Origin of the sequence: Flavobacterium sp. FlaQc-28 (assembly GCF_044007415.1) — a bacterium.
Lineage (GTDB): Bacteria > Bacteroidota > Bacteroidia > Flavobacteriales > Flavobacteriaceae > Flavobacterium.
Genome location: NZ_JBIPCM010000005.1, coordinates 339,642 through 353,758, shown reverse-complemented (window position 1 = coordinate 353,758; position 14,117 = coordinate 339,642). Strand labels below are relative to the sequence as shown.

Annotated in this window: 14 protein-coding genes; 6 read left to right on the top strand and 8 right to left on the bottom strand. The window is 32.1% G+C overall.

The genetic code is table 11. From position 1 onward, the window contains the following. The first annotated feature begins 224 nt into the window (after positions 1-224). Positions 225-359, top strand: coding sequence for a hypothetical protein (locus ACHRVL_RS15400; protein WP_256871092.1), 135 nt, complete (start codon positions 225-227; stop codon positions 357-359). Between the two features lie 13 nt (positions 360-372). Here the strand turns inward: ACHRVL_RS15400 and ACHRVL_RS15395 are convergent, their stop codons facing one another. Together ACHRVL_RS15395 and ACHRVL_RS15390 are read right to left on the bottom strand one after the other, a co-directional pair. After that, on the bottom strand, positions 373-1,038 hold the full coding sequence (locus ACHRVL_RS15395) for an IS6 family transposase (RefSeq protein ID WP_129022526.1): 666 nt from the start codon (positions 1,036-1,038) through the stop codon (positions 373-375). Between the two features lie 330 nt (positions 1,039-1,368). Then, positions 1,369-1,617 (bottom strand): hypothetical protein, encoded by a 249-nt coding sequence (locus tag ACHRVL_RS15390; protein WP_089057894.1) that lies wholly within the window; start codon positions 1,615-1,617, stop codon positions 1,369-1,371. A gap of 345 nt (positions 1,618-1,962) precedes the next feature. On the opposite strand from ACHRVL_RS15390, the gene ACHRVL_RS15385 reads away from it, so the two are divergent. After that, positions 1,963-4,137: a TonB-dependent receptor gene (locus ACHRVL_RS15385; RefSeq protein WP_395414172.1), complete on the top strand. Its 2,175-nt coding sequence runs from the start codon at positions 1,963-1,965 to the stop codon at positions 4,135-4,137. Between the two features lie 111 nt (positions 4,138-4,248). Here ACHRVL_RS15385 and ACHRVL_RS15380 read toward each other — a convergent pair whose 3' ends face one another. Both ACHRVL_RS15380 and ACHRVL_RS15375 read right to left on the bottom strand, forming a co-directional pair. Beyond that, positions 4,249-5,229, bottom strand: a complete 981-nt coding sequence (locus tag ACHRVL_RS15380) for a linear amide C-N hydrolase (protein WP_395414169.1) — start codon at positions 5,227-5,229, stop codon at positions 4,249-4,251. A 369-nt stretch (positions 5,230-5,598) separates the two neighbouring features. Beyond that, positions 5,599-7,077 (bottom strand): DUF1254 domain-containing protein, encoded by a 1,479-nt coding sequence (locus ACHRVL_RS15375; RefSeq protein WP_395414167.1) that lies wholly within the window; start codon positions 7,075-7,077, stop codon positions 5,599-5,601. A gap of 196 nt (positions 7,078-7,273) precedes the next feature. Here ACHRVL_RS15375 and ACHRVL_RS15370 point away from each other — a divergent pair, with 196 nt between their 5' ends. Continuing rightward, a complete protein-coding gene (locus ACHRVL_RS15370) occupies positions 7,274-8,881 on the top strand; it encodes a class I SAM-dependent methyltransferase (RefSeq protein WP_395414165.1) in 1,608 nt (535 codons plus the stop codon). 101 nt (positions 8,882-8,982) lie between these two features. Here ACHRVL_RS15370 and ACHRVL_RS15365 read toward each other — a convergent pair whose 3' ends face one another. The 4 genes from ACHRVL_RS15365 to ACHRVL_RS15350 all read right to left on the bottom strand — a co-directional run bounded on the left by ACHRVL_RS15365 (position 8,983) and on the right by ACHRVL_RS15350 (position 11,477). Next, the gene (locus ACHRVL_RS15365) at positions 8,983-9,429 is read right to left on the bottom strand and encodes a hypothetical protein (protein ID WP_089055617.1); all 447 of its coding nucleotides are present in this window, start codon (positions 9,427-9,429) and stop codon (positions 8,983-8,985) included. A gap of 103 nt (positions 9,430-9,532) precedes the next feature. Beyond that, positions 9,533-10,171, bottom strand: coding sequence for a hypothetical protein (locus tag ACHRVL_RS15360; protein WP_395414163.1), 639 nt, complete (start codon positions 10,169-10,171; stop codon positions 9,533-9,535). 325 nt (positions 10,172-10,496) lie between these two features. Beyond that, a complete protein-coding gene (locus tag ACHRVL_RS15355; protein WP_395414161.1) occupies positions 10,497-10,982 on the bottom strand; it encodes a MarR family winged helix-turn-helix transcriptional regulator in 486 nt (161 codons plus the stop codon). Positions 10,983-10,985: 3 nt separating this feature from the next. Continuing rightward, the gene (locus ACHRVL_RS15350; protein WP_089057908.1) at positions 10,986-11,477 is read right to left on the bottom strand and encodes a GNAT family N-acetyltransferase; all 492 of its coding nucleotides are present in this window, start codon (positions 11,475-11,477) and stop codon (positions 10,986-10,988) included. A gap of 221 nt (positions 11,478-11,698) precedes the next feature. Here ACHRVL_RS15350 and ACHRVL_RS15345 point away from each other — a divergent pair, with 221 nt between their 5' ends. From ACHRVL_RS15345 to ACHRVL_RS15335, 3 genes are all read left to right on the top strand, one after another. After that, entirely contained in the window at positions 11,699-13,009 is a 1,311-nt protein-coding gene (locus ACHRVL_RS15345) for a DUF389 domain-containing protein (protein WP_395414159.1), read from the top strand. A gap of 95 nt (positions 13,010-13,104) precedes the next feature. After that, positions 13,105-13,518: a VOC family protein gene (locus tag ACHRVL_RS15340; RefSeq protein ID WP_395414157.1), complete on the top strand. Its 414-nt coding sequence runs from the start codon at positions 13,105-13,107 to the stop codon at positions 13,516-13,518. A 19-nt stretch (positions 13,519-13,537) separates the two neighbouring features. Next, positions 13,538-14,080 carry a helix-turn-helix domain-containing protein gene (locus ACHRVL_RS15335; RefSeq protein ID WP_395414154.1) on the top strand — a complete coding sequence of 181 codons (543 nt, stop codon included), beginning with the start codon at positions 13,538-13,540 and terminating at the stop codon, positions 14,078-14,080. Positions 14,081-14,117 lie beyond the last annotated feature (37 nt).

Sequence of the window (14,117 nt, the reverse complement as noted above, 5' to 3'; positions counted from 1 at the left end):
CTTAATCTTAAAATAGTTTAAGCACCAGCAGTTTATGATTGCTTAATTTTGAAGCATTAGAGTTACACTGGATAATTACAGGGATTTTAACTGAATTCCATGAATAAGTACAAATACTCAAGTACATCTAAAGTGGTTCAGATAAGCGTCTCAACAAGTTTAAGCTGCTCCTTATGCTTTAACTCTGCAAAAAAAATAAACTAAAACTAATAGGAATTAATTAAATGAAACGTAAAGAAAATATTGTGATCATTGGTGGGGGATTTGCAGGTGTAAATGCTGCTAAAAAAATACTGCAAATCAATACAAACAGTTTTGTCGGTTCTGTCGCATCTGTCAGAATCAAATATAAAAATTGAAGTAATTTAAAAGTTAGCCCGCCAATTTACAGAATGATTTAAACATAGTCATCCCTGGTCTAACCATTTGATTCTTTCTCAGCATATGCACAACTTCAATTCCGCTCAATGTTCGTCTTGCCGATTCAAAACTTTTAAAGCCTAACCCATTTTGTATCCTCCATTTTATAAATCGATGGTCCTGTTCGACAATATTGTTGAGATATTTACACTGCCGGATTTTAATCTTTGTGAATGAACGTTTGTTATAGACTTTGATAGCGGCAGTATTAGAACCGCTTTTATCAATGTTTACTACTCTTGGTCTGTAGTTATTACTAATTGCTTTAATTAGAAATGACTGCGCACTCATTCTTTGTCTTTTTCTGGTCAAAAGAAAATCAACCGTATTGCCTAATTTATCTACTGCCCTATATAAATAACACCAAATACCTTTTACTTTGATGTAGGTCTCATCCAATCTCCAACTCTCCCCCACTCTGCCTTTTCTCTTCTTCATTTCTGCCTCAAGCAAAGGTGCAAACTTGTAAACCCAACGCTGAATCGTCGCATGATCCACAATGACTCCTCTAATCTTCATTAGTTCTTCAACATCACGGTAACTAAGTGTAAATCTTAGCTTGAAATATACTGCCTGAAGAATTATGTATTTTGGATAACAATGACCTTTAGTATTCATCTTTTGATCGGTTTAAAATTCTAAAGATAAAAGTTATTCCCAGATGCGACAGAACCTTTAAAACCAACATTAAAACTATTACACTTACAATCAAAATTATGCCATTCATGCTTTTATAATCAGCATTATTAAAGACATAAACATAGAATGGTAAATGAAAAAGAAGAAAATTTAAAAAACTTATAAGGAGAACAAAATGGGTTATTCTCCAATTTTTTTTAAACATGAACTGCTATAGTTTTATATAGTAAAACAACTGTTATCTGCAAACGAAACCCTTATAATAACAGCTTATTATGCCTATAAGTTAAATTTTATCATCAATATCATTTATCTAAAAAGTGATATTGTATCTGCCAGATTCTCTTTAATTATAAATGCATTAATAAATTCCTGCACTTCCATATTTGTTTCAACAGGAGTTTCAAAAGAGTTGATATGAAACTCATCATCTTGATCCAGAATATGTATAATTTCTGTGTAGCCCTTAGTAATTAAACTTCCTTTTAATTTAATTATATTCAACTGTTGTTGACTATTCAACTCCTTGCGGACTTTTAGTTTTATAGCTTTTTCCATCGTAAATATTTTTAAATTAATAAAGATTCAATTCCTATCAAATGTAGAAAATTTTTATTTTTTGTTCTGTTAAAAAAACAGATATAAATCATTATTTACTAACATATTAACATTAAAACCTCAACTTAAAAAATATCTTAATGAAAACGTTTAAAAAAGAAGCTAAGTTTTTGAAAAAATAAAAACAGTCAATACAGCAATAAAACTAGATCTGTCTAATAAGTAGTTTTTCAAAATATTTTCTGTCAATCAAACTAATTTAGAGAGAAACTGTACTGATATTAAGCTTTCTATTTTATAACATTTCATATATTTGCACTTGTTTTAATTAAGTCTAAATAAATAATGATAAAATTTTCTACTCTACTACTTGTGTTCTTTTCGATAAGTACACTTTCTGCACAACAAATTTCTAAAACCAATACAAACAACGAAAAAGACAAAACCACAAAAAGCAAAGACAGTATCTTAAACGATAAATCGAAAGCTGATAACGAATTGCAAGAAATTATCATTTCTGCATCTAGAAAGGCCGAAATTCTAGATGAGGTTCCTTCCTCGGTAACATTGTTATCTAAAAAACAAATACAACAGCAATTAAGCATAAGCTCCAATCTTAGTGACATATTAGGTGCAACTGTGCCGGGTTTGGGTTTTACGACCAATAGAACTCAAAATTTGGGTCAGACATTACGCGGTCGACGTGTTTTGGTTATGATTGATGGAATTCCGCAATCAACACCGTTGAGAGATGGTGCCAAAGATATGCGTTCACTAGATCCTACTGTTCTAGATCGCGTAGAAGTTATTAAAGGCGCAACTGCTATTTATGGTAATGGTGCCGATGGGGGTTTGATAAATTATATTACTAAAAAATCAAATCCTGACAAAGTAATAAGCGGATCAACAGAGGCTGGAACAGCTTTTTCTCTAGTTAAACCCGCCCAAACTGCAGGTTTCTTTGTATCGCAGTTGTTTACTGGAAAAATAAAAAAGTTCGATTATGTGGTAAGCGGACGTTATGAAGAGACTGGACTTTATCGTGATGCCAAAGGACGTGTTCTTTCTCCTGAATACGGAATGAACGATCTTAAAAATTGGAATGCTTTTGCAAAAGTCGGTTATGATTTTAATGCCAATAATCGGTTAGAGTTAATGTACAATTATTTCGAAAGTACACAGCATACAGATTACGTTGCTAAAGCTGGTGTTTATGGCAATTTTGATTCGCCTACAACTGGTGTAAAAGGACAACGTCCCGGAGAACCTGAAGGAACGCCGTATAATCATAATGCTAGTTTAAGCTATATTGGAAAAAACTTCATTGGAAAAACAGATGTTAATGCTTCTCTTTATTTTCAAGATTATCTTACGCTAATTAATTACAGTGATTTTTTTGAAAACAACGGACAACCTGCAACTCAAAGCAAAAAACTTGGTTTTCGTTTAAATTTAAATACACCATATGAATTCAGTACTCTTATATCAGGTAATTTAACTTATGGTTTAGATATTCTATCAGATGTAACTGATACTCATCTTACTGATGGACGATTGGTAATTCCAGAAATGAAGATGAACAACATAGCTCCTTACTTCCAGCTTAAAAATATGTTTGGACCAAATTTGGTTTTAAAAACGGGTTTAAGACTTGAAAATGTAAATATTGATGTGCCGGATTATACTACTATTGGTATTCGTAATTATGTAAACGGCACTTACGTAGGCGGCGGAATTGCTGTAAATGGCGGAGAACTGGATTTTAATGCACTTATGTTTAATGCAGGACTTCGCTATACAAAATGGTCATTGTTTAAACCTTTTGTAAGTTTTTCTCAAAGTTTTAGTGTTGCTGATTTAGGTTTGGTATTGCGTGCTGCCAAAGAAAATACGGTAAATAATACTTCGATAAAAGCAGTTACGGCAAACAATTACGAGTTTGGTTTCTCTGGAGCTTGGGCTAAACTTTCTTATGATGCTGCTGTGTATTACAGTACTTCAAAATTGGGAGCTTCATACGTATACATTGATGGTAATCCGCAGATTTCGCGCTCGCCTGAAAAAATTTATGGTTTTGAACTGTCGGCAAAATATCGTCTTCACTCCAAAGTAGATATTGGGGCTAATTATTCTTTTACTGAGGGAAAAAGAGAGCTTACAGACAAAAAAGTATATTTAGGAGGTGATCGTATAAATCCACCAAAAATTACTGCCTTTACTGTTATCAGACCTTTAGAAGCTTGGTCAATCTATTTACAAATGATAAATACACCGGGAAGAGATCGTTTTGAACCTGTAAATGGTGCCTATACTTATGGAACTGGTCCTATAAAATCGTTCACGGCTTTTAATCTTTCTTCAAGCTATACTTTCTTAGAAAAAAGCACTATTCGTTTAGGTGTCGAAAACCTGTTCAACAAAGATTATTATTCTGTTATCTCACAATGGCAGTCAAGCAATATGAACTATGTTAAAGAAAATGGGACTCGTATGACGGTTAGTTTTACGCAGGCATTTTAATAACATAATAATATACTTAGTAAAAATCCTCAATAAATTAAATTTATTGAGGATTTTTCTAAACACAAAAGAGCTTCTAAAATTACCTGATTTTGAAGAACAATTGTAAATCTACCTTGGACTGCCTTTAATTTTATAAGGCTCACATACTTCAAATGAAACAGCAGTGTTGCCTGCATAAATTTCATTATTAGTTAAATTAAGTTTCTTAGCAACAGCACCAGCAGAAAAATCAATCGTTTTAAAATCTACCCAAAAAGTATTAGGCGTCTGAGAAGACTCAAAGTAATAGATCAGATTTTTTTGATCTGAGATGGTTCTCCATAAAGTAGACGAAATATTAGGCTGATCAGGTGTCGATATTCCAAGAGGCACAGAGCAGTTTCTTATAACACTTAAAAGAGCAGCCACAGCAGGAGAAGCTTCTTTAGTTTTTGGTAAAATACTACTATAAAAAGACGCTCTCACAAATCGATCTGCCGCGCGATTTGTACCTGGCAGCATTGTCAGTCCGCCTATAGAATTCCAATATTCATTTAATGCGAGTTGTTTTTCAAATATAGGGGAATTAGTCATAACCGTGTATTTTTGGTCATGATGAATTACTAGTTCTCCGTTGATATACTCAAATATTGCATTATCTCCTGAAATATCCGAAATTGACAAATGTAGTGTTGCCTTTGGTCCTTCTCCCGGCATTGCACCTGTCATAAGCACAAAAGGCTCTTTTTCCAATGCTGTTACAGCTTCGTTTACAGTTGCAAAATTATCTAATACATACTGTACCCATCCTGCCATAGACAACTTTGACTTTTTTTTGTCCCACTCTGGGTATCTGGATTCTGCAAGCCAAAGTAAATTTGCTACTAATCCTTTTTCATTCATACCATCAGTTGCTGCCATGTCATAAACTGCAGAAACGACACTTCCGTATTTCGATGTCCATTCGATAGATTGAGGACCTTCTTCTCCTGTACGATGAATCCCTCTAGGAAGTAACCAGAGATTAGTGTGAAGATCTGAGCTCCAATCCATAGATCTAGCAGTTAATACCAATTCGTCTAATCCTTTGTAAAGTACTCTTGTACACATATTTAAGCTTTAACATTAATCTTATATCTCACAAATAAAAATACTCTGTTTTCCTTCAAAATATTAGTCAATTCTCTCTATCCATAATTTCATTTTACGGAAAAACATTTGAGCTAAAATTTAATAAAATCAATGATATACTATATTTGCTAACATAAATCTACTAAATAATCATAATAAGTAAGCTTTTACCGCCATATTTATTGCTGTTTTTAATACATTTTCTTTTTTTGTTATCAAAATAATATCTTAGTAGATAACTTTATTTTAAGAGAACAAAAAATCCCAAAAATCAAATATTTTTTGGGATTTTAAGCTGTTGCTATTGATTCTAACAAAAAAACAATGAAATATTCTTAAAAACGTCGTTTACTTGACTTCTTCAAAATCACCCGGCTGCCAGCTTCCATTGAAAGCACTTGCTTCTGGTCCGTAAATTCGAATATAAGCAAACCATCCCCTATTTGGCAATGTTTTTATCCATTGCCCTTCTTTGCCAGCTGGAGCTTTGGGCCCAAAATATAAATCGACACTTTTACCATTTATTTTGTCTTTCAGCTCAAATAACGAACGTAATGCCGCTTTGTTTTGATCTGTATCAACTTGGCTTCTTGTTAGCGCATCATAAATCGTTACTGACCAGAATAATTTTGCAGGAACTGGTGTAGGTATTGTTAATTTATAGGTTTTTCCGCCATCAACATATTTGCCCGTATTATCCTTAAGTCCAAGCCAATATAATGAACCACCGCCTTCTTTTCGTCTAAACATCGATGGTGACGCTCCAATTGCTTGATAAAACCAAGTTTCCCTTCCATCAAGATCTACATAATTTGGCGTATTAAAATCTCCATCTTCAAATCGAAGTGCAACCCATTCCCACTGACGATCTTTCCAAACAATACGATCAGAACGACGGTCTGCAAATGATTGAACACGCATTTGCGCATTTGCTATTTTAGCTGCTTTTTCTAGTATAGCTTTAAGTCTCGCATCGGGTTTAAAAGGCTGTCCTTTTTTGATGCCTAATATAGAAAGTTCTCCATAATAATTTCTATAACCTTCATAAGCAGGTTCTCTTTGAATGACATCATTTAAATTTTCCCAGTATTTTATATTATTCTCCCAGCCAATTGGTGTGGTATTTTGAGGTTTATTCGTAAGATCAAGCCATTGTGGTTCTTTCCAATCTGATGGTTTATTTAACGGATAAACTTTTACTGTTTTAATACGTTCTATAGCGGCATTTACATCTCCTCCTACAGGAAGTGACCGTATACCAACTGTTAAATTATTTGATGAAGATTTCCATACATGAAAACCAGAAGAGGGAACTGTACCTTTATATCCTGGAGGCAAAAGCAAATGTTTCCCGCCATTTCCTGCATCAGGACCCGGAATTCCCATATCGGCAACCCAGCGTTGATTTACATCCATTGCAACTACAATAAGCGGTCCTTTTGGAATATCTATAATCATTGGTCCTTTTGATAAATCAATCGGAATTGGCCCGTAAGGTGTATCTGAATTCAGCGTAAAACCAATTTGTTTCGGTTTTGTATCTAAAGTTCCAAATGATTTATTGGGAACAATATTAATACTATCATTTCCTTTAACTAAACCTTCTCCTGAAACGGTAGGATAGAAAAATTTATAGGCTTGTATAGCACGCGCCAAATCTGCATCATCATAAGCTTTTTTGATAGTTGCTTCAGTTGGATAACCGCCTACAAATTCATAATCCGAACTTGTATCTGTAGAATCAGCGGTTCCTTTTGTAATTTCTGTTTCATTTTTACAACTATAAATGAATAGTACTAAAAACAGGAAGGAAAATATTTTTTTCATAAATCGATTTATTTAGGTTGTTAAATTCGAATCAAATTTATAACAACTTAATATCTAGCTAGTTTCATTAAATCTTATTTTGGTTTCAAATTATAATATGCTACCAAATTGATGTGTCAAAACAAATTTTCAATTGGCATTACCTTAATTTTAATTAAAAAAATCACTATTTTTAATAAACTTTCATTCTTTCGCTATGACTGATAAATCACAACTTCGCAGCTCTATTTTCAGACATTTAGATGGTTTGGCTGTTGCTCCTGTAGCAATAGCATTTAGAAATAATGCCGTTTTAGAATTTATCTTAAACAAAAAACAAGTGCAATTATCAGAACTTGCCGCCGTTTTTAAAGCAAATGAAGGTTATCTGAATGTGGGTTTGAGAATTTTGGCTTCGCAAGGTTTTCTAAATTATACGGTTGACAATCAAAAACAAGAAATTACGATTTCGATAGACGAAAAGACAGAAACTGCTTTTTCATTGTTTTATCTCTATCAAGATGTCGTTGATTTGCTCCAATTGTCTGTTCAGTTTCATCCTCGTCTTTTTGAAGATGTTCCGTTTGAGAAACTCAATACTATCTTCGAAAAGTATAAAGTAAAATACGGCATAGAACAATCTGATGATCTCTTGACAAACAGTATTCAGGATCAAATTTTAAAACATATTGAAGGGCATTTAATTGGCCCTACAATAGTTCGTTTGGCAATGAACGGCATGTTTCATAAATATTTTATGGAAACTTCTTTCAAACCAGAAGAGTTTCATAAATCGCCAGAAAATTTTAAAAAAATATTAGACTTTTTTGCGCATCTTGGATGGTTTTTAGAAAAAAACGGCAACTATCAGTTTACCGAAGACGGTTTGTTTTTTGCCAAAAGAGCCAGTGCTTATGGCGTTACAGTTTCTTATCTGCCAACATTTGCTAAAATTGAAGAACTAATTTTTGGCAATCCAGATGTTTTACGAATGGCTGCTGATGGAGAAAATGAAATTCATGTTGATCGCGTTATGAATGTTTGGGGAAGCGGCGGTGCACATGATACTTATTTTAAAGTTGTAGACGAAATTATTATTAAGCTTTTTAATCTGCCAATTGAAGAACAGCCAAAAGGAATTTTGGATATGGGCTGCGGGAATGGTGCTTTTTTACAGCATATTTTTGAAGTAATCGAAAGACAAACTTTAAGAGGGAAAATGCTGGATGAATATCCGTTGTTTTTGGTTGGAGCCGATTATAATCAGGCTGCCTTGAAAGTAACCAGAGCAAATCTAATAAAAGCTGATATTTGGGCAAAAGTAATTTGGGGAGATATTGGACGTCCTGATTTGCTATCTGATGATCTGAGCGAAAATTATAATATTGACTTAAAGGATTTACTTAATGTGAGAACTTTTCTAGACCACAATCGAATTTGGAAAGATCCGAAACACATTAATAAAGATAGAATCAGCTCTTCTACCGGAGCATTTGCTTATAGAGGAAAAAGAATCAGTAACAATCTTGTAGAAGATAATCTCTTAGAACATTTACAAAAATGGTCTCCGTATGTTCGCAAGTTTGGTTTGCTTTTAATTGAATTACATACTATAAATCCAGAGCTTGCAGCCGCCAATTTAGGAAAAACTCCTGCCACAGCTTATGATGCTACTCATGGATTTTCAGATCAGTACATTGTTGAAATTGATGTTTTTAATGCCATTGCAGCAGAAGCAGGCTTATTTCCCGATCAATCCACTTTTAAACGATTTCCTGAAGCGGATATAGCAACAGTGAGCATTAATTTATTGAAAGGAAATTAAATAGATTCGTCTTAAACGAATTATGATTAACAAAATTCTTTACACAAAAAAAGCTCCAAAATCAAATGACTTTGGAGCTTTTATATTTTATTAAATTACATTTAGTTCAAGTCATTGAACTCGTGTAATGATTTTAAAGTGCTTTCGTAAAACAAGATTGCAGCAACAAGATTTCCTTTATCTGAGTAAGGCATCATTTTTCTTTGAAACTCTACTGTAGTGTCTAAGAAATTTGTAGTTCCTACTGCTTGACCATCTAGTATTTTTTTATGATCACTATCGTCTGGAATACCTAAATCAGCCATTGTAACACCTGGTTTAGTTACCAAAGCAATATAAGGAAGTGTTTTTACTAATACTTTAATACGCTCAATGTACAATTCTAAAAGTTCACCTTTTTGCATACCGCTCAATTCTTTTTGATCGTGGTATTTACGGATTATAGCTGTTGTACTGATAATACTTCTTGGAGCGTTTTTTGCCTGAGCTGATACAGCGCCAGTTGTCAAGAAGAAAAGGAAACTTAGTAAAATAATCTTACTCTTCATTTTAATAATAGGATTTGGGTGTTGTTCTTAAAAACAAAAATATATAAATTAACTTAAATTACAACTTAATAATTTCTTTTTTATGTCTAGAATTTCATAACTTCTACGTTTTGATTATTCTAAAACGTCCTGGATACTTTATCCAAATGCTTTTTCTAGTGCCATAATAGTCCATAAATTCTTCACAAACAAAAACGGCATGTGCTTTTGACCATGCAACAACTCCGCAGAATTCGCTTCCAGATTGCCGCTTTAATTTTTGTATTTGTTTACCAACCGTAAATCCTAAATACTTATAAATGGTTGGAGTATAAATAGTACCGTCTTCCAAATCTTCTAATGCTTTATCAAATACAGCGTCTTTGTCGATAATTTGTTTGTATTTTGCCATTACAGCATAGGTAAGTATAGCATAATCTGTAATTTTTTCACTTTCGCAATTGTCTTTTATATAAACAAAACCAGCAGAAATTTTGGCTTTGTTAATTTCATCACTATTCAAATTAAATGATGCATTATTCTTTAAGGTAATTTTAAACAAACTGTCGTTTATCTTTTCAGTTACAAAAAGATTATCTAATCCGTAAACATTTAAAGATGCTTTTATGAATGCAATTGAGGAACAATTAGTACGTTCGCCCTGTTTAAAACTTTCAAATATTTTATCTGAACTCAATTGAGAGTAAGCACTTGAGCATATAAACATTAAAAATAAATATATTGAAGTAATCGATTTTATCATTAATTAGATTTTGTAATTGTTTTCCAATTGATCTCTTGGGAATATTCAGATTATACAAATCTATAAAAATCAACTCGTAATTGTTTTCATTACTTCTTAACTTTTTTCGAAAATCATAATTGACTTAAAAATTTTACAAAATTTTATGACAGAACATAAAACCAATATGTAATTTTTATCGTACATTTAAGAAACGACATTTAGGACTGCAGTAAATTCAAATGAAGTAGTTTTTGGAGCATGTTGGCTTTATCATTCTTAAATTATCGTTTATCAAGTTGAGTACTTGAAACAAAAAAGCGATCTAAAAAAGATCGCTTTTTTATTACTTTTCTTCTTCACTTTTTAACTGCAATGCTCTTTGAAGAAAGCTTTGATGTAAGATCTTATTTTCGGCTTCATTGATCGCCTTAAATAAATTGTTCTGATTGTCTGTAATTTCTGTAAGTACATTTTTCATAATCTCCCATACAGGTTTCATCTGCTCTATCAGCTCCTGCCCTTTTGACGTAAGCTGAATGAGTCTTTTACGCTCGTCAATTTTATCTTTTTTAGAACGAATCAGTTTTTGTTTTTCCAGTTCTTTAAGTAAACTTATGGTTGATGGATGTGTGTAACCAATTTCATTGGCCACTTCCACTACACTCAAAACTCCTTTATGATATAAAGTATAAATTACCGGAAACCATTTTGGTTCAAAATCAATTCCATATGACTTATAAAACAATGCGCCGTCTTTTCGCAATTGTTCGCTTAGTCGCTGCAATCTTGTCGAAAGGGCTAATATTCCTGATTCGTCTATAATATTCATCTTTTATTTCTTTAAATTTAAATGGCAGAAAACATTATCTGGAGCCATTAATGGAAATGTTTTTGGAAGCTCTCCTTTCTCGATTCGTACAAAATCATTCTTTTCATAAAAACGTAATGCAGCTTCTAATATTGAAACAGTTCCTAAATATAGATCATCAATTTTATTCTGCTGACAATATTCAATTAAAGTTTCTAATAATTTTTGAGCAATTGAAAATTCTTTTCCTCTAAATTCTTTCTTAACAAACATTTTTCTAATGGCTCCTGTATTCGATTCAAACTTAATTAAAGCAATTGTTCCTACTAATTCATCATTAATAAAACAACCCCAAAAGCTTCCGCCTCCTGCATGATAAAAATTAGTTATGTTTAGCAAATCCGGCTGATCTTCAATTGTAATTGCAACGTTAAACTCATTTTGCTGAATGTTTAATATCAAATCTACAATGTCGTTTGAATATTGATTGTCGACAGGTTTAATAACAAGTTTCATATAGTATAAATTTTATAATGCAAAACTACGTAGTTAAATACATAAATAAAAACAAATTTGAAATTTTATGATTTATTTTCGATTATTTTTAATGCCTTTGTCATTTAATATAAAAAAAGAAAAACGAGAATAAATAACACCTTTTCTAGTGTTTTATCCCTTAAATTGTTTTAAATTAGTAAATAAAGTGGTTTTAAGGTCAATTAAATTTCAGGGAAAACATGAAGCAGATTATAGATATTTTAAATTTACGTGAAGGCGAAAATGACAGAGCTTTAACTCTTGAACAGGTAAAGAAAGACATTGAATTTAAAGGGGCTAATTTATGGATTTTGGCGTGTGCAATTATGGTCGCTTCGGTTGGGCTAAATGTAAATTCGACTGCAGTAATTATTGGTGCTATGCTTATTTCTCCATTAATGGGACCTATAGTTGGAGCTGGGTTTGCATTAGGTATTTATGATTTTGCACTTTTAAAAAAATCATTACGAAATCTTCTAAATGCTACTTTTGTAAGTTTAGCGGTTTCAACACTTTATTTTTATTTAAGTCCTTTTAAAGATGTTCAATCTGAACTATTAGCACGAACTTCTCCCAATATTTATGATATTCTTATCGCCTTTTTTGGTGGTATTGTGGGAGTTATTGCAATTACAAGAACTGAAAAAGGAAATCCTGTTCCAGGAGTTGCAATCGCAACAGCATTAATGCCGCCTTTGTGTACGGCAGGCTATGGACTGGCAACTGGACAATGGACATTTTTTCTGGGAGCATTCTATTTGTATATCATAAACTGTGTTTTTATTGGCATTGCGACTTTTTTGATCATAAAATACTTGAATTATCCACCGGTAAAACAAATTGATGAAAAACAGCAAAAAAGAGTAAAACTTATTATAGTTGTCGTTACTACAAGTATGTTAATTCCTAGCAGTTATCTTGCCTTTTCATTATATGTAGAACAGCAGTTTAAAAAAAATGTAGATCTTTTTCTTGATGATGAATTTAGCAGTAAGGGATATACTGTGGTTTACAAGAAAACGGAGTTTAATCCGCAGAAGAAAAAAATTGAATTGGCTTTTCTTTCTAAAAAATTTGATGCCCAAGAAATAAAGGAACTCAAAACTAAACTTAACAGAAATAAATATTTAAAGGGAACTGAACTTCTTATCAGACAGGACAGCGATGATAAACAGGATCCTTTGAAAAATGATCTTTTAAATAAAATTAAAAGCAGTGAAAACGAAATGGATGCGAAAGATTTAAAGGTTTTGCATCTCGAAAAGGAACTTGCTAAAAATAAATTTGATAACGAGCAACTTTTAAAGGAGACTAAAACTTTGTTTCCTGCTATCTCTTCATTATCTGTTACAAAAACAAATTTCGTTACTGAAAGTGACAGCACCTATGCGATTACTGCTGTAATCTATGACGGCAAGGGAACTTTTAATGAAACTGATCAGAAGAAATTTAAAGATTGGCTTAGTGCAAGACTTGCTGTTAAGGATGTAGAAATCTTTAAGAAGCAGTAATGATAATCTTATTTTTTAACATCCTTTTTTTTAAATTATATTAGATTCAAAAAGATAAAAATTCATACTTTAGTACTTATAAATCCAAAAATAATATGGAAACATCAAAAGATCAATCAGATAATACTACACCAAAAGTTACCGGAATTGGCGGTGTTTTCTTTTTTTTAGATAATCCTCAGGAAACCAAAAATTGGTATGCTGAAAATTTAGGTTTTGAAATCAACGAATGGGGTTCTGCAGGTTTTGAATCAAGAAATATCGATAAACCTGAACAAATAGAATCGACACAATGGTGTCCTTTTAAAAAAGGAGATGAATATTTTTCTCCATCCAAAAAAGATTTTATGATTAACTATCGTGTTCAAAATATTGAAGCATTTGTAGAAAAACTTAAAGAAAACAGCGTAACAATCCTTGACGAAATCGAAACCTACAGCTACGGGAAGTTTGTACATATTATGGATATAGAAGGTAACAAAATTGAACTTTGGGAGCCTATTTACTAAATATAAATCAACCTAAAAAATGAAAACAAAAGTTCAAATATGGAGAGAAGAAAAACATCTGACTCAGACTGAACTTGCACAAAAATCAGGACTTTCATTACGAACTATACAAAGAGTCGAGGCAGGAAATATTCCGAAAGGTTTTACACTGAAAGCATTAGCAAAAGCATTTGAAATTGATCCTGAGAGCCTAATTATTAATACACTAGAAAATCCTGAAATTAAACGTGCAAAACTGATTAATTTCTCAGCCTTATCATCCCTTGTACTCCCATTTGGAAATATTATTTTTCCTTCTATTTTAATCTACAAATCAAAAGAGCCAAAAGCAAAAAAACTTGGAAAAAACATATTAACAGTTCAAATTATTTACACTTTTATCCTTGGCACTTTAATGATTGTGAGTCCCTTTATTCAGAAAGTATTTTCGATACAATTTCCACTATTTATTGTCTTTTTAGTGGTAATGAAAGCAGTAAATATTTTTATAATTTTTAAAAATGGTTTGAGTTTGTCTCAAAAATCAGACTTATGTATAAAACTAAAAACCAATATTTTATAACTATTGTCATAAAAATGACATAAAAAAGTCATATTCT